Here is a 16217-nt window from a genome sequence, read left to right on the forward strand (position 1 = left end):
GGCGCTCAAGAACGGCGTTCTGATCCATTGCGCGGATGAGAGACGATCGATAGTGCCTGGCCAGGTCCTGCGCATCCGGACTGGATGCTGCGTCGATGGTCATGCGATCAATTGCATCATAGGTGCTACGGCTGGACCGCAGAAGGTCTTCAGCAGTCTGGCTTGAGATGCCTCTGTTTGCCATGAATCCAGACTCGACCTGGAGGTGCTCGAATGTGCGTTCCGTGCGATTGCCGGCCGACGCCGAAATGCTCTGGTTCGACAATGTGCGGCCACGCGGGTTGGCTGAGTCGGGGATGTCTGGATGATGCTGGCTGATGCTGCTTTCTTCTGTAGTTCTCTGTTGATTCCCGTCTGCTGTCGGTGATTTGCCATCGATGCATCCGCTGCAGAAAAGGGCGAGAAGCGTCGCCACCATCGGGCCGAAATATCTTGTAAATGCAGGAGGTGCGGGAGAAGCGGGCACGATCAATGCCTCTGGTCTGGCTGGCCGATTGGCCCGGTCATGCAATTTTCTGATCTTCAGCAACGGTGGTAAGTAGGGCAATTGCTCGTCTGCTGTTCAGACTATGCCCATCCTCTATCCATGGGTGGGTCGCTTTACAGCCTCCTCTCAAAGAGCGGCCGATGGTCTTCGCGTGGTGCAACACCTTTACCCACGATGCCGCAACAGCAACTGCGTCATCAATGCACGCAGCGCCGGTGGCCGCACCGGCTTGAGCAGGAAGCCCCAACCGTTCTCGGCAGCATGCGCCTTCAGCGCATCATCGCGCTCGGCGGTCACCAGGATCACCGGCGGCCGCGCTTGCCATAGCGTGCACAGCGCTTCATACAGGTCCGGTCCGTGCCACTGTCCCATGCGCACGTCCAGCAGCAACAGCTGCGGCACGTTCAACGCGCTGGCGATTTCCACCGCACCCTGCGGGCCGTCGGCAAGTTCCACATTGCAGCCCCAGCGTTCCAGCAGGGCACGGGTCGCCGCGCAGACATGCGGGTCATCATCGATGCTCCATACCCGACATTGGCGCAGCGGGCTGTCATCGGACGGCTCGGTCGCGATGACCGGCGCTGCCGGCGGCGCAATCACCTCGTCCTCGCGTCCGAGTGCCACGCTGACGGCGAACACGCTGCCCTTGCCCAGCTTGGAACGCAGGCTGATGCGGTGGCCGAGCAGGCGGCCGATGCGCTCGACGATGGCCAGGCCCAGGCCGGCGCCACGTTCCTGCTCCACGCCGTCATTCAAGCGGCGGAACTCTTCGAAAATCTCGTCCTGCAGGCTTTCCGGAATACCCGGCCCCTGGTCATGCACCTCGATGCGCAGCTGGTCACCTGCGCGCCGGCAGCCGATCAGCACACGTCCACGTGGCGTGTAGCGCAGCGCATTGGACAGGAAATTCTGCAGGATGCGCCGCAGCAGCGCTTCGTCGCTGACCACCACCGCGCGGGTGTCCACCCAGTCAAGCTGCAGGCCGCGGCTCTGTGCGGCGATGCCGAACTCGCGCGCCAGGGTTTCCAGTAAAGGCGAAAGCGCAAAAGCGCGCACGCGGATCTGCAACGATCCCGATTCCAGCCGCGAGATATCCAGCAGGCTGTTGAGGATGGCGTCCTGTGCGGCCAGTGCGGCATCGATATGGTCGCTGGTCTGCTGCTGCGCGGGGTCACTCAGCTTCCCGCGCAGCACCGACACGAACATGCGTGCGGCGTTCAGCGGCTGCAGCAGGTCGTGCACCGCCGAGGCCACGAAGCGGGTCTTGTAGCGGTTGGCCTGTTCGGCCTCGCGGCGTGCTTCGTCCAGATCCTGGGTACGCTCGGCCACGCGGTGTTCCAGCGCATCGGCCAGCGAGCGCAGTTCACGCGCGGCGTTCTTGTAGCTGGTGATGTCGGCGTAGCTGGTGACGAAGCCACCATCAGGCAGCGGGTTGCCACGGATTTCCAGTACCGTGCCGTCGTCTTTTTCGCTCTCGCGCATGTGCGGGCGACCGCTGCGCAGGTGGGTCAGGCGACGTTCGATGGCTTCGTCGATCGGGCCGGGGCCCAGCAGGCCACGACGTGCGTTGAAGCGGAACAGCTCCTCGATCGGGCGGCCCACCCGCACCAGGCCCGCCGGGAAACGGAACAGCTCCAGATAGCGCGAATTCCACGCGACCAGACGCTGTTCCTTGTCGATCACCACCACGCCCTGTGGCAGATGTTCAAGGCTGCGGCTCAAGCCAACGTCGGCGTCGGTGGCGGCTTCCAGCAGGCCATCCTGGGCGGTGCGCAGCTCCTGGGCGTGCTGTTTGAGCAGGGTTTCCAGTTCGCGCCGGCTGCGCTGGCGATGCTTGGACAGGCGACGCCGTTGCTGCACGAACAACACGAGGAATCCCAGCGCCAGCCATGCGGCGGCGCCGGCCACGGCCGCGCCCCGGCCAGCGCTGGTGGCCGCGCCCGCGTCATGCAGCAGATGCAGGCTCCAGTCTTCGTCGGGCAGCGCCAGGGTCTGCCACAGCATTGCCTGCGGCAGTGGCGGGTCGAGCAGGCGGACCATGCGGCCGCCATCAGCCAGCACATCTTCGGTGCGCACGCGCAGCGGTTGCAGCGAGCGATCGGCATACTGCCGCGCCGCGCGCATCTCGTTGCGTTCCTCCGCGCCGAGCGGGCGCAGCAGGCGGTAGCGCCAGGCATCGCGGTTGGCCAGGAACACCACGTCGTGGTTGTCGCTGGTCAGCACCACGTCCGGGCTGTTCAACCATTCCTGTTCCAGCGCGGACAGCTCGATCTTGATCACGATCACGCCGATGCGCTGGCTGTCGGCATCCAGGATGGCCTCGGACATGAAGTAGCCGGGCACGCCGGTGGTCATGCCGATGCCGTAGAAACGGCCACGGCCATGGGCCAGTGCTTGCTGGTAGTAGGGGCGGTAGCTGTAATCCTCGCCGACGTTGCTGGTCTTCTGGTCCCAGTTGCTGGCGGCCACGGCTACGCCATCGCGGCCGACCAGGGTCAGCGTCGAGGTGCGGGTAACCTGGTTGGCGCGTTGCAGTTTCAGGTTCAGGCGTTGCCGCTCGGCGGGCGAGGGCGGTACCCGCAGTGCGTGCTGCAGGTCCGGATCCAGCGCCATCACCTGCGGCAGGGTGCCGAACCGGTCGATGCGCTGTTGCAGCCCCTGGCCATACAGCTGCAGCTGGCGCTGCACCTGTGCGCTTTCCGTGCCCAGGGCGCGACGCCAGGCGTAGTGGCCTGCGGCGACCGCGCACAGCACGGTGCCGGCCACCATCACCAGAATGGTCAGCAACTGCAGGCGGTGGCGGCTGAGCCAATACATGGCGGCAGTCTACGCAGGGCCGGCGGGCGCGGTGTACACGCCCGCCGGGATCTGACACGTGGAAGGGATCAGAAGTGCATCTGCGCGCGAAGTTCGAAGATCTCCGGGGTGCTGTGCACACCGCGACGGCTGGCGTCGACCTTCACGTAGTTGGCCTGGAACTTGAAGTGGCTGGTCAGGTACCAGTTCGCGCCCAGGGTCAGGTCGTGCTGGCGGCCGCCGAGGATGCTGCCGTCGTCCAGGTCCAGACGGCTGTAGCGGGCCACCAGTTCCACCGCACCGTAGTCGTGCGCCGGCTTGATGTTGGCAACGGCGCCGGCGTTGTACGGGCGCGATTCGCCGGTCAGCACCCAGCTGGCCATCGCGTACTGGCCGTGGCCGGTGTAGTCGGGCTTGCCATCATTGCGGGTGACCGTGGCCTGCAGCGCTTCGGCCTGCAGCGAGAACGGACCGCGGATCCAGATACCTTCCAGGCCGGTGCGGCGGATCTGGTCGGCGGTGACCAGGGCCCCGGAATCGACCAGGCGGATGTCGGTCAGGCCGGCTTCCGGACGGGCGCGCAGGCGCGCGCTGGCTTCGTGGTGGACGTCGCGGCCATCGTGGTAACCGCGCGGGTTTTCCTGCGAATAGGCCAGGCCCAGGTGGATCACATCGCCCGGTGCCTTCACCGGCGTCCACACCGCACGCACCGCCTGGGTGGTGCCGGGGTTGTCGCCCTGCAGGTCCTTGCCGCCATAGGCGCCGGCCTGCAGCAGGTACTGCGGACGCTCCAGCACCCATTCCACGCCGGTGCGGCGGCCTGCGTAGAACGCCTGCACGGGCAGCGCGGTCTCCAGGAAGCTGCCGGCGCGCGAGGAGGTGTTGGCATCCAGGCCGACCGGGGTCTTCATGTAGCCGAAGCGGAAGCGGCCGACATCGCGGCCGAAGAACGCCTTGCTCTCGAAGCGCACGAACACATCCAGCCAGGTATCGGCCTGGAAGTCGTAGTAGACCATCGCGTCGTACACGCCCTTCTTTTTCAGGGTCGCGCCGAATTCCTTGCGGCGCACCGCGTCGTCATCCTCGATGCCGCTGGCGGACGAAAAGTCGTTGTAGTCGTAGGCGATGTTGGCGGTAGCGGCCAGTTCAGTGCCGTCGCCGAAGGTGTACTTGGTCGGCCAGTTGTCGAAATCGGCAGCCGAAGCGAAGGCGGGAAGCGTTGCCAGGGAAAGGGCGAGCAAGGTGGGAATCGGGCGCATGATGGTGCGGCTCTCTCAGAATGCGTGTGGACAGGACAACAACGGCCGCAATGGCCGGAACTTTCGCAATGACGCGCCCGGCCGTTCAGGTCGGGCCACCGGCATCCCCGCGATCAGCGGTGCGGCGCCAGTGTAGGCAGCGCAGCCACCTGAACCGGGGGGCTAGTACCAATAGGTTATCTGCGTGGCGGTGCGTGGCGCGTACAAAGGCGTCCATTGGTCGCACCCCTGTGCCTGCAATCGAGGGGCATGCGATCAGTTTCCACGGTAACGGTTCCCGTGCATTTCCGGGGCCGTACGTGCCTGAAAACGCCCCTTCCGGAGTCCGCCATGCACATCCCGACCGCTGCGCCGGTGCCCAGCAAGCCGTTGCCGCTCTACCGCCAGCTGTACTTCCAGGTGATCGTGGCGATCGTCCTGGGTGCTGTCCTCGGCCACTACGAGCCGCTGATCGGCGAGAAGATGAAGCCGCTCGGCGATGCCTTCATCAACCTGGTGAAGATGATCATCGCGCCGGTGATCTTCCTGACCATCGTCACCGGCATCGCCGGCATGACCCATCTGCGTACGGTGGGCCGGGTGTTCGCCAAGGCGATGGCGTACTTCCTGTTCTTCTCCACGCTGGCGCTGATCGTCGGCATGATCGTGGCGCACGTTGTGCAGCCCGGCGCCGGCATGAACATCAACCCGGCCGAGCTGGACCAGACTGCGGTACACAGCTACGTCGAGAAGTCGCACGACCTGACCCTGGTCGGCTTCCTGATGGACATCATCCCGAAGACGCTGCTCAGTGCCTTCGTCGACGGCAACATCCTGCAGGTGCTGTTCGTGGCGGTGCTGTTCGGCATCGCGCTGGCCTCGGTGGGCGAGAAGGGCAAGCCGATCCAGAACTTCCTGGAAGCGCTGGTCGCCCCGGTGTTCAAGCTGGTGCACATCCTGATGAAGGCCGCGCCGATCGGTGCATTCGGTGCCATCGCCTTCACCATCGGCAAGTACGGCGTCGGCTCGCTGGTCAACCTGGCCTGGCTGGTCGGCTCGTTCTACCTCACCGCCTTCCTGTTCGTTGCGGTGATCCTGGGCGTGGTCTGCCGCCTGTGTGGCTTCTCGGTGTTCAAGCTGGCCCGTTACCTGAAGGCCGAGCTGCTGCTGGTGCTGGGCACCTCGTCGTCGGAGTCGGCGCTGCCGTCGCTGATGGAGAAGATGGAGCGTGCCGGCTGCAGCAAGTCGGTGGTCGGCCTGGTGGTCCCCACCGGTTACTCGTTCAACCTGGACGGCACCAACATCTACATGACCCTGGCCGCGCTGTTCATCGCCCAAGCCACCAACACCGAACTGACCCTGGGCCACCAGATCGCGCTGCTGCTGGTGGCGATGCTCAGCTCCAAGGGCGCGGCCGGCGTCACCGGTGCCGGCTTCATCACCCTGGCCGCCACCCTGGCGGTGGTGCCGGAAGTGCCGGTGGCCGGCATGGCGCTGATCCTGGGCGTGGACCGCTTCATGAGCGAGTGCCGTTCGCTGACCAACTTCATCGGCAACGCGGTGGCCACGGTGGTGGTGTCGCGCTGGGAAGGCGCGCTGGACCGCGACCGCCTGAAGCTGGCGCTGGATGGTCGCGAAAGCGAACTGCCGCCGACGGTCGATGCCGTGCCGCTGGCAATGGCCGAGGCGCTGCCCGCCAAGGGCTGATCCGGGTGTGTGGTACTGCGGGGCCGGTCACGACAGTGGCACGGCCCCGCAGCGTTTCAAGGCGTCCCACGGCTGTCATCGCCAGCGCCGAAGCTGTGCTCTGATAACGTCGCATACGCCATGGAATTGTGCGGTCGCAGCATCACTGCGACAGCATAGCGACAGGTCCGACCGCTCCAACGGGGGTATGATCCCCTGTCCCTTCTGCCCATTCATGTAACCCACATCGATGTCCAACGAAGATTTCAAACAGGCCGCCCTCGATTACCACCGGATGTCTCCGCCCGGCAAGATCAAGGTTTCCGCTACCAAGCCCATGCTGACCCAGCGCGACCTGTCGCTGGCGTATTCGCCGGGCGTGGCGTACGCCTGTGAAGCGATCAAGGCCGATCCGCAGCAGGCCAGCGAGCTGACCGCCCGCGGCAACCTGGTGGCGGTGATCTCCAACGGCACCGCGGTGCTGGGCCTGGGCAACATCGGCGCACTGGCCGGCAAGCCGGTGATGGAAGGCAAGGGCGTGCTGTTCCAGAAGTTCGCCGGCATCGATGTGTTCGACATCGAAGTGGACGAGAACGACCCGGACAAGCTGGTCGACATCATCGCCTCGCTGGAGCCGACCTTCGGCGGCATCAACCTGGAAGACATCAAGGCACCGGAGTGCTTCATCGTCGAGCGCAAGCTGCGCGAGCGCATGAAGATTCCGGTGTTCCATGACGACCAGCACGGCACGGCGATCATCGTCGGTGCGGCGGTGCTGAACGCCATGGCGATCACCGGCAAGAAGATCGAAGAAGTGAAGCTGGCGACCACGGGCATGGGCGCGGCCGGCATTTCCTGCGTGAACATGCTGGTGCAGCTGGGCCTGAAGCCGGAGAACATCCTGGCCTTCGACCGCGAGGGTGTGATCCACACCGGCCGTACCGACCTGGACCCGGAAAAGCAGCGCTATGCGCGCGACACCGACAAGCGCACCCTGGCCGAGATCGTCGACGGCGCGGACATCTTCCTGGGCCTGTCGGCACCGGGCATCCTGACCGCCGAGATGGTCACGACGATGGCGCCGGATCCGGTGATCTTCGCCCTGGCCAACCCGACCCCGGAAATCATGCCGGAACTGGTGCGCGCTGCGCGTCCGGACGCGATCATCGGTACCGGCCGTTCGGACTACCCGAACCAGGTCAACAACGTGCTGTGCTTCCCGTACCTGTTCCGCGGTGCGCTGGACGTCGGCGCGACCGCGATCAACGAGGAAATGAAGATCGCCTGCGTGCGCGCGATCGCCGCGCTGGCACGCCGCGCCGCCACCGACATGGGCTCGGCCTATGGCGGCGAGACCCCGAGCTTCGGCCGCGAGTACCTGATCCCGCGTCCGTTCGACCGCCGCCTGCTGGTGGAGCTGTCGGCTGCCGTGGCCCAGGCCGCGATGGATTCGGGCGTGGCCGCCCGTCCGATCGCTGACATGGAAGCCTACCGGCAGAAGCTGTCGCAGTTCGTCTACCGCACCAGCCTGATGATGAAGCCGGTCTACGACCGCGCGCGCAGCGACAAGCAGCGCGTGGTGTATGCCGAAGGCGAAGAGGAAGTGGTGCTGCAGGCGGTGCAGAACGTGGTCGATGACGGCCTGGCACACCCGATCCTGATCGGCCGCCCGGAAGTGATCGAATCGCGCATCGAGCGCCTCGGCCTGCGCCTGAAGATCGGCGAGAACATTGAAGTCACCAACATCAATGACGACCCGCGCTTCAACGAATACTGGCAGTACTACCACGGCCTGACTGGCCGTCGTGGCGTCACCGTGGCCGCCGCCAAGAACCTGATGCGTTCGCGCCCGACCCTGATCGCCGCCGTGATGGTGGCCCGTGGCGAAGCCGATGCGATGCTGACCGGCATCGTCGGCCGCTTCCACAAGAAGCTGGGCTACGTGCGCAGCGTGCTGCCGCTGGAATCGAAGGTCACCTCGACCTCGGCCATGACCGGCGTGATCAACCAGCAGGGTGTGTTCTTCTTCGTCGACACCCACGTGCAGGAAGACCCGACCGCAGAGCAGCTGTGCGAAGCGACCCTGCAGGCGGCGTACCGCATGAAGCTGTTCGGCGTCGAACCGAAGGTGGCACTGCTGTCGCACTCCAACTTCGGCAGCCACGACTCGAAGGATGCGCTGAAGATGCGCCAGGTGCGCGAGCTGCTGCTCAAGCGCAACCCGCGTCTGAACGTGGACGGCGAAATGCAGGGCGACACCGCATGGGATGAAGCCCTGCGCCAGAAGCTGCTGCCGGGCTCGACCCTGCAGGGCCGTGCCAACCTGTTCGTGCTGCCGAACCTGGAAGCGGCCAACATCGCCTACAACCTGGTGCGTGTGTTCACCGATGGCGTGGCGATCGGCCCGATCCTGATGGGCGTCAACAAGCCGGTGCACATCCTGACCACCAGCGCGACCTCGCGCCGGATCCTGAACATGACCGCGATTGCCGCGGTCGATGCGCAGATCCGCAAACAGATCGAGGCGGAAAAGAAGGCGTAAGCCTTCGTTCCGCTGCGATCTGCAGAAACGCGCCCTTCGGGGCGCGTTTCTGTTTCCGCCCAGCGGAAACCGGATCGGGTAGCGCCGGGCCATGCCCGGCGAGCGCGCAGCGCGGCGCTTCTCGTGTTCCGCCGGGCATGGCCCGGCGCTACCGGATGAATTGCAGCCGCCCGGTAATCGCCCTGCAACCTCGCTGCGGCCCAATACGCCCACGCGGCCTGGCCGTGGGAAGGGTCCGGACCGGCCTTCCCACCCTGGGCCCGACCAACTTTCCATGGGCGGAGCAGTGTCATGCGCAGTCGAGTGAGCAAGCGGTATTTCCAGCAGTTGTTCGCGCTGTACGCCGGCTTCGTGCAATCGCGTTGAAGGCCGCCGGGGCATCGCCCCGGCAGCGTCGAACTTACCGCCGCTTCGCGCGTCGCGCGGGCGGCGGCGCAGGGGCCGGGGAACGCGGCTTGGCGTACTCCGTCCACAGCGCCGGCAGGGTCTTGCCGGTGTGCTTCTGCCACAGCGCGGGTGCATAGCGCCCGTCGCGCAGATCCTTGTCCAGTGCCAGCACCAGTCCCGGGTGCGCCGCTTCGGCCCACTTCAGGAAAGCACCGGTTACCCGATAGCCACTTTCCACCGTCTGGCCCCGGCTCAGCTTGTCCGGCAACGCCCAGCCCGCAGCGGCGTTGTTCATGCCGTAGCGATCGCGCGCGTAGTCGGCAATGCCCTCCACCAGCCAACCCGGCACGCGCTTGTCGCCGTAGCTGGGGTAGCCCTGCACGATGTGCATTGCTTCGTGGGTCACCAGATCGATGTCATCCGGGTGCTGGGCCAGCCAGCCCGGATTGATGGTGATGGTGCTGGCCTTGTCCTTGTCGCCGACGAAGGCGACGCCGTTGTACGCCGGATCGATCACGATGCGCACTTCGTTCGGCGCGGCCGGGCGGAAGTCCGCACGCTCGCGCAGGTAGGCGAAGTAGAACGTATCGATGATGCGCTTGCGCACCGGCGCGGCCAGCGCACCGGCAGCATCCTGGTAGTACAGGGTCACCCCGTCACGGCTGACCTGGCCATCGAAGGCCTGGGTCTGCGGCTGTGCTTGGCTGAGGCTTGGAAATACAAGGGCGGCAAGAGCGAGGGGGAGGAAACGTAGGCGCATGGACGTCATTGTAGGGGGGAGGGCGCCAACAGTTCGATCTCGGCCAGCTGCAGGCGCCCCGGCGCAGCCAGGCGCAGACGGTACTCGGCGTAGCGTGAGGGCGAAGCGATACGGAACGGGCGGGTCTGCCGGGCCGAGGTGAAATCTTCTCCACGTCGCTGGTCCAGCGTTACCCAGCGCCCGTTGCCGGTACGTGCTTCCAGCGTCCACTCGCCGCCACGGATAGCGCCATCACCGCTGGTCAGCGTGTACATCGTCGGTACGCCATCGCCCACGTGGCTCAGCGCGATGGTCGCGCCACCACCCAGCGGCACCGCCGTCGTGGCATCGTCGTCCACCAGCGCGGGCAGGGCGCGACCGTCGGCCAGCGTTGCCTGCGCGCCGTTGCCCAGAAGGTCGTGCAGCAGCTGCGGTCGCTGGCCACGCGCGGTCAGCGAGCGCGGCACATCATCCACGCCGCTGCCCCAGCGCGACGGCTGCGGGCCCATCACGAAGTCCAGGGTCGCACCCTTGGCGATCACCTCGTGCGGCACCCAGGTCTTCGTCCACGGCTTGCCGTTGATCTTCAGCGACTGCACGTACACGTTGTCACGCGAATTCTGTGGCGCATTGACGGTCAGCACCGCGCCGCCCTGCAGCTCGACGCGCGCATGCTGGAACGCCGGCGAACCAATCGCGTATTCCGGCGCGCCCATCCGCAGCGGATACAGGCCCAGCGAGGCCAGCACGTACCACGCCGAGGTCTCGCCGTTGTCCTCGTCGCCCGGGTAGCCCTGGCCGATCTCGCTGCCCACGTACAGCCGCGACAGGATCTCGCGCACATGCTGCTGGGTCTTCCACGGCTGTCCGGCATACAGGTACATCCACGGGATGTGGTGTGCCGGCTGGTTGCTGTGCGCGTACATGCCCATGCGCACGTCGCGCGCTTCGGTCATCTCGTGGATGGTGCCGCCGTAGGAGCCGGCGAACGCGGCGTCGGCGGTTTCCGGCGTGGCGAAGAAGGTGTCGAGCTTGGCGGCCAGCTTGTCGCGGCCACCGTACAGCGCGGCCAGGCCTTCGCCGTCGTGCGCGGCGGTGAAGGCGAACGTCCAGCCATTGGATTCGGTGTAGTCGTGGCCCCACACGCGCGGGTCGTAATCCTTGGCCTGCAGGCGCCAGCTGCCATCGGGCTTGCGGCCCTGGAAGAAGCCGGCGGCCGGATCGAACATCGTCGCGTAGCTGGCGGCGCGGTAGCGGAAGTAGTCGGCTTCGGTGGCGTAGCGTTCGCGCGCGGACGATGTCGTCGCGCGCTTGGCCAGCGCCTCGGCCATGTTGGCGATGCCGAAGTCATTGAGCGCACCTTCCATCGTCCACGACATGCCTTCATGCACGTCGGCGCTGGCATAGCCGCGGAACGTCGAACGCTCCATGCCCTTGCGCCCGACGTGGCGGTCCGGCGGCACCACGGTGGCGTTCTTCAGCGCTGCGGCATAGGCCTCTTCGGGATCGAAGCCGCCGATACCCTTCAGCCACGCATCGGCGAAGGCCACGTCCGAGCTGGTGCCGACCATCAGGTCCGCGTAGCCGGGCGAGGACCAGCGCGCGATCCAGCCACCGGCGCGGTACTGCTCGATGAAGCCCTGTACCAGCTGACCGGCATCACCCGGGGTGAACAACGCATACGCCGGCCAGGTGGTGCGGAACGTGTCCCAGAAGCCGTTGTTGACGAAGACCTTGCCGTCGCGCACCGGTGCGAAGCTGCGCGTTGCGCTGCCATCGGTGTTGTCATCGGCGGCGCTGGCCTGGCTGGCATAGCGCCAATCGGGAGCGGCGGCGGTGCCCGCATTCTCGTGGCCGGAATTGGGGTACAGGTACAGCCGGTACAGGCTGGAGTACAGCGTGGTCTTCTGGTCGTCGCTGGCGTTGCCGATATCGAAGCGGGCCAAGCGCGTATCCCACGCATCCTGTGCACGCCCGGCCACACTTTCCAGCGTATCGGCTGCGGCGATTTCCAGCGCCAGGTTGTGGCGCGCCTGCTCGACGGAGATCAATGAGGTGGCGATGCGCATCGTCACCCGGCGCTCGCTGCCTGCGTCGAACTTGATGTAGCCGGTCGGGCGGCCGGTATCGATCTGGCCGCTGCTGCGCCACGGCCTGTCGAAGCTGGCCACCACATACATGCGGGTGGCACCGTTGGACAGGCCGCTGCGGGTATCGGTGTAGCCGGACAGCGTCTGCGTGGCGGCATCCAGGGTCAGCCCACCGCGCGCATCGACGTTATCGAACAGCAGGTTGGCGTCGCCGCCTGCGGGGAAATCGAAGTGGAACAGCGCGGCATGGTCGGTGGGGGCGATGGACGCGGCGATGCCGTTGTCGAAGCGCACGTCGTAGCGATACGGGCGCGCGCTTTCCTGCGAGCGGTCGAAGGACAGCGCCCGCTTGCTGCGATCAGCTTCAGGCACACCACGCGTGGCGGAGGGCATCACCTGGAAGGTCTGGCGGTCGCCCATCCACGGGCTGGGCTGATGGCTCAGGGCGAGCGCCTGCAGCTGCGGCCGGTTCTTCGCATCGTTCTGCTCGTTCCAGCGGTACAGCCAGTTCAGTGCGCCGGCATCGGTCACCGGCGTCCAGAAGTTGAAGCCGTGAGGTACAGCGGTGGCCGGGAAGTTGTTGCCACGTGAGAAAGTGCCATTGGCCTGGGTTCCGCGCGTGGTCAACACCCAGTCGGAGACACGCTGCGGTGCCTGCCGTGACTGCACGTCCAGGCGCACGTCGTCGATCCAGCCCGACACGGGCGCGCCATCGGCGCTGGCCACCTCGAGCTCGATGGCGATCACGCGGCGTCCCTTCAACGCGGGCACACCGCCCAGGCGCACCGCCTTGCGCGCCCACTGCTGCGGATACAGCGTCTTCGAGTCGCCCTGCGCCTGTGCGCCAAGCGCCACGCCGTGCTGGTCGCGCGCGCCGCTGGCGGATACGCGGCTGCCATCGTCCAGCAGCAGGTCCAGCGAAACATAGGTGGAGGCCACGGTGTCCTTGCCGACGATCTCCGGCAGTACCAGCCAGGACAGCGTGGTGTCGGTGTCGATGGGCAGATCGGTCTTGAACAGTTCGCGGCGCGCCTGGCCGCCATTGGCGCTGTAGTGCAACGCATGCAGGCCGCTGTAGCCGACGTTGCGCTTGGCCGCGTACGGCGCGCCAGGGCCGCTGCCGACTTCGACGGACAGCGCGCCAGCGGATCTGGCCGGTGCCGGCTCGCCCGGCTCGAAGGAGGTCTGCAGCCCTTGCGCCAGCACCGGCGTCGCAGTGGTCGCACAGGCCAGTGCCAGGGCGAGCGGAAGCAGGGCGCGGCGCGGATCGGACAGGGTCATGCAGGGTCTCCCGGTAGGGCAGGCGGCAGGCAGAACCCGCATCGGCGAACACCACGGACAGCATCGCCCCGCCCGCCACGGGGCAGTCGGGAGGCGATGCAGGTCCGGTGGGGGGCGGGCCATGCGATCGGGTCAGGAATGGATCGCTGCCGATGCTGCAACAGCCGGCGGCGCCCTGACAAGTGCCATTTAGTTCGATCCAAATGCGGGAAATTCGAAGGAAGACCGGTTCTGCACGGAACTGACTGGTGCGCATGGGGATTTCCTGCCGCCGTGGCTCGGCACCGCCGCCGGGGAGCGGGCAGGGCGGTTGCACGACGGGGCCACGTCGTTGCCCTGAAGCTGGCCGCCGCGCGCAGCGGCCACGCAGCGCACGGTGTTTGCCGGGCCCAGATGCTAGAATCGCAGGCCTCGCAATCCGTTCATCGACATCCGCCATGAGCCATACCGCCACCGCGCCCGCCAACGCCGAAAAGCGCTACACCGTGCACCGCAGCGATCTGCCGCTGAGCTGCCCGACTCCGGAAATGGCGCTGTGGAACTCGCATCCGCGGGTGTACCTGCCGATCGAAGACGAACCCAACGGGCAAGCGCAGTGTGCTTACTGCGGCGCCGTGTTCGTGCTGGCCGACTAAGCGGCCGCCCCCTCGATGCGCCGATTGACCGTGGTGCAGTTGCTGCCGGCGCTGCACTCCGGCGGTGTCGAGCGCTCGACCCTTGAAATCGCCGCGGCCCTGGTCGCTGCCGGCCATCGCGCGCTGGTGGTGTCGGCTGGTGGTCGCCTGGTGCAGCCGCTGCTCGACAGCGGTGCCGAGCACCTGACCCTGGATATCGGCCGCAAGTCGCTGCTGACGCTGCGCCATCTGCCGACCCTGCGCCGCCTGTTCACCGAAGTGGGCGCCGACATCGTCCATGCCCGTTCGCGCCTGCCGGCGTGGCTTGGGCTGTACGCGATCCGTGCGATGCAGCCGGCGCAGCGCCCGCATTGGGTCACTACCGTGCATGGGCTGAATTCGCCCGGCCGCTACAGCGCGGTGATGACCAGCGGCGAACGCGTGATCTGTGTATCCAACAGCGTGCGCGACTACGTGCACACGCATTACCCCACGGTGGCCCACGACAGGCTGCAGGTGATCCCGCGTGGGGTGGATGTCAGCCAGTTCCCGCGTGTGGCCCGCGCCGATCGACGTCCCCGACTGGCGCTGGCGGCGGACTATCCATGGCTGGCCCAGGTCGATGGACCGCTGTTGCTGCTGCCCGGTCGCGGCACGCGGCTGAAAGGTCACGCCCACGCGCTGCAGCTGCTGGCCGATGTCCGTGCAGCAGGCGTGCCGGCACAGCTGTGGATGCTGGGCACCGACGAGCCTGGCCGCGAAGCCTATGTGGCAGAGCTGCGCAGGCAGGCAGACGCGCTTGGCGTGACCGGGGCCGTGCACATCAGCACGCCGACCGCGCGCATCGCCCAGGCTTACGCTGCAAGCGATCTGGTGCTGCAGCTGTCGGACAAGCCGGAGGCCTTCGGTCGTACCGTGGTCGAAGCGCTGTCTGTCGGCAGGCCGGTGCTGGGCTGGGACCACGGCGGCGTCGGCGAACTGCTGCAGCAGCTGCAGCCCAGTGGCGCCGTGCCGCTGGGCAATGCGCAGCTGCTGGGTGAACGTGCGCTGGCCCTGCTGGCACAGCCGCCATCGCTGCCGGGCCGTATCCCGTTTACCCTGCAGGCCATGCAGCGCGATACCCTCCGCCTTTATGCCGACCTCGCTGGCTGACGCCACGCCGCCCCCGCGCGACGAGCGCGCTGGCCGCTGGGCACCCTGGTGGGTGCTGGCCTACGTCGCGTTGTGGCCGCTGCCAGGCATCGCCGAAACGGTGCTTGGCCTGGGAGCGTTGTACGCCGCGGCACGCATGGTCATCCGCCGGGTGCAGCATCGACCGCATCTGCTGAGCCCGGCAGCGTGGGCGCTGACATCGATTCTTTTCCTTGGCTACTGGTTGCCACAGGCGTTCTCGGCCTTCGATGCCGTCGATCCGTCGGCGTCGTGGACCAAGGCGGCGGCCGGGCTGCGCTACCTGCCTTTCATGTGGCTGGTGGCGATCGCCGTGGCCACCCCGCAGCGGCGGCGCTTGACCCTGGGCGGACTGGCGGTGATCACCGGCTTGTGGACGCTCGACGCGCTGGTGCAGGCACTGGCAGGCACCAGCCCATGGTTCTGGTCGCTGCAGCAGATCAAGGTGGCCATCAGCGGCCACGCATTGTGCCCGGCTGCAGAAGCCGCGCTGGCTGATCGTCTCAGCGGGGCGCTTGGGCCGTGCAACCTGAAATTCGGCCAGGTGCTGGCCAGTCTTTCGCCGTTCCTGTTGTTGCCGGTGGCGCGCCGTTTCGGCAATGCGGGCTGGTTGCTGGCCGCTGCTGCGGTGGGCGTGGTGCTGTTGCTGGCCGGCTCGCGAGCGTCATGGATCACCTTCGGCCTGGTGGTTGTCTACAGCGGCGTGCGCCAACTGGGGTGGAAGCGGTTGGGCCTGCTCGCGCTGGTGGGTGTTCTCTCTGCGGGCGTACTGACCGCCAGCGTGCCGCAGCTGCGGGAGCGTGTAGCGCGCACGGCAATGGCCTGGGGTGGTGGCGAGGACGGGGTCGAGCAGGCACTGTCCGGTCGTACCCGCATCTGGAGCGCGGCGGCCTGCATGATCGAAGCGCATCCGATCAATGGTGTCGGTGCACGTGGCTTCCGCGATGCCTATCCCCACTGCGTTGCGGATGAAGGGCCGGCGGTGTGGGGCACGATGCCGGCGCTGCACGCCCACCAGATCGTGCTGGAGATTCTTGCCGAGACCGGTGTGCTGGGTCTGTTGCTGTGGCTGGCAGCGGTGGCGCAGGCGTGGCGTGCATGGCGATTCGCCCCGGCAGCAGCGCGTGAGCGTGCACGGCCGGCGATGCTGGCATTGGCGGTTACCGTGTTCCCGCTCAATACCCACC

The 16217-nt window shown here is 66.8% G+C and carries 10 protein-coding genes; 5 read left to right on the forward strand and 5 right to left on the reverse strand.

Going from position 1 to position 16217, the window contains the following annotated elements; all coding sequences use genetic code 11:
* The 3 genes from DBR20_RS21885 to DBR20_RS11030 all read right to left on the reverse strand — a co-directional run.
* A partial coding sequence (locus DBR20_RS21885) for a hypothetical protein (RefSeq protein WP_146186991.1) occupies positions 1–418 on the reverse strand: 418 nt, incomplete at its 3' end.
* 234 nt (positions 419–652) lie between these two features.
* On the reverse strand, positions 653–3304 hold the full coding sequence (locus tag DBR20_RS11025; protein WP_108266201.1) for a PAS-domain containing protein: 2652 nt from the start codon (positions 3302–3304) through the stop codon (positions 653–655).
* A 68-nt stretch (positions 3305–3372) separates the two neighbouring features.
* Positions 3373–4542 carry a porin gene (locus tag DBR20_RS11030; RefSeq protein WP_108266202.1) on the reverse strand — a complete coding sequence of 390 codons (1170 nt, stop codon included), beginning with the start codon at positions 4540–4542 and terminating at the stop codon, positions 3373–3375.
* Positions 4543–4872: 330 nt separating this feature from the next.
* Here DBR20_RS11030 and DBR20_RS11035 point away from each other — a divergent pair, with 330 nt between their 5' ends.
* Positions 4873–6228, forward strand: a complete 1356-nt coding sequence (locus DBR20_RS11035) for a dicarboxylate/amino acid:cation symporter (RefSeq protein WP_108266203.1) — start codon at positions 4873–4875, stop codon at positions 6226–6228.
* Positions 6229–6457: 229 nt separating this feature from the next.
* The gene (locus tag DBR20_RS11040; protein WP_089236770.1) at positions 6458–8749 is read left to right on the forward strand and encodes an NADP-dependent malic enzyme; all 2292 of its coding nucleotides are present in this window, start codon (positions 6458–6460) and stop codon (positions 8747–8749) included.
* A gap of 400 nt (positions 8750–9149) precedes the next feature.
* Here DBR20_RS11040 and DBR20_RS11045 read toward each other — a convergent pair whose 3' ends face one another.
* Positions 9150–9905: a basic secretory protein-like protein gene (locus DBR20_RS11045; RefSeq protein ID WP_108266204.1), complete on the reverse strand. Its 756-nt coding sequence runs from the start codon at positions 9903–9905 to the stop codon at positions 9150–9152.
* Positions 9902–13246 carry a GH92 family glycosyl hydrolase gene (locus DBR20_RS11050; RefSeq protein ID WP_108266205.1) on the reverse strand — a complete coding sequence of 1115 codons (3345 nt, stop codon included), beginning with the start codon at positions 13244–13246 and terminating at the stop codon, positions 9902–9904. Before DBR20_RS11050 ends, DBR20_RS11045 begins: the two co-directional genes overlap by 4 nt.
* 437 nt (positions 13247–13683) lie before the next feature.
* On the opposite strand from DBR20_RS11050, the gene DBR20_RS11055 reads away from it, so the two are divergent.
* From DBR20_RS11055 to DBR20_RS11065, 3 genes are all read left to right on the forward strand, one after another.
* Complete coding sequence (locus DBR20_RS11055) at positions 13684–13881, forward strand: zinc-finger domain-containing protein (protein ID WP_025874129.1); 198 nt, start codon at positions 13684–13686, stop codon at positions 13879–13881.
* Positions 13882–13896: 15 nt separating this feature from the next.
* A complete protein-coding gene (locus DBR20_RS11060; RefSeq protein WP_108266206.1) occupies positions 13897–15012 on the forward strand; it encodes a glycosyltransferase in 1116 nt (371 codons plus the stop codon).
* Positions 14993–16217 (forward strand): O-antigen ligase (locus DBR20_RS11065; protein WP_108266222.1); only part of this gene is annotated, 1225 nt, incomplete at its 3' end. The genes DBR20_RS11060 and DBR20_RS11065, both read left to right, overlap by 20 nt.

The sequence above is a fragment of the Stenotrophomonas sp. HMWF023 genome (genome assembly GCF_003060985.1).
GTDB lineage: Bacteria > Pseudomonadota > Gammaproteobacteria > Xanthomonadales > Xanthomonadaceae > Stenotrophomonas > Stenotrophomonas lactitubi.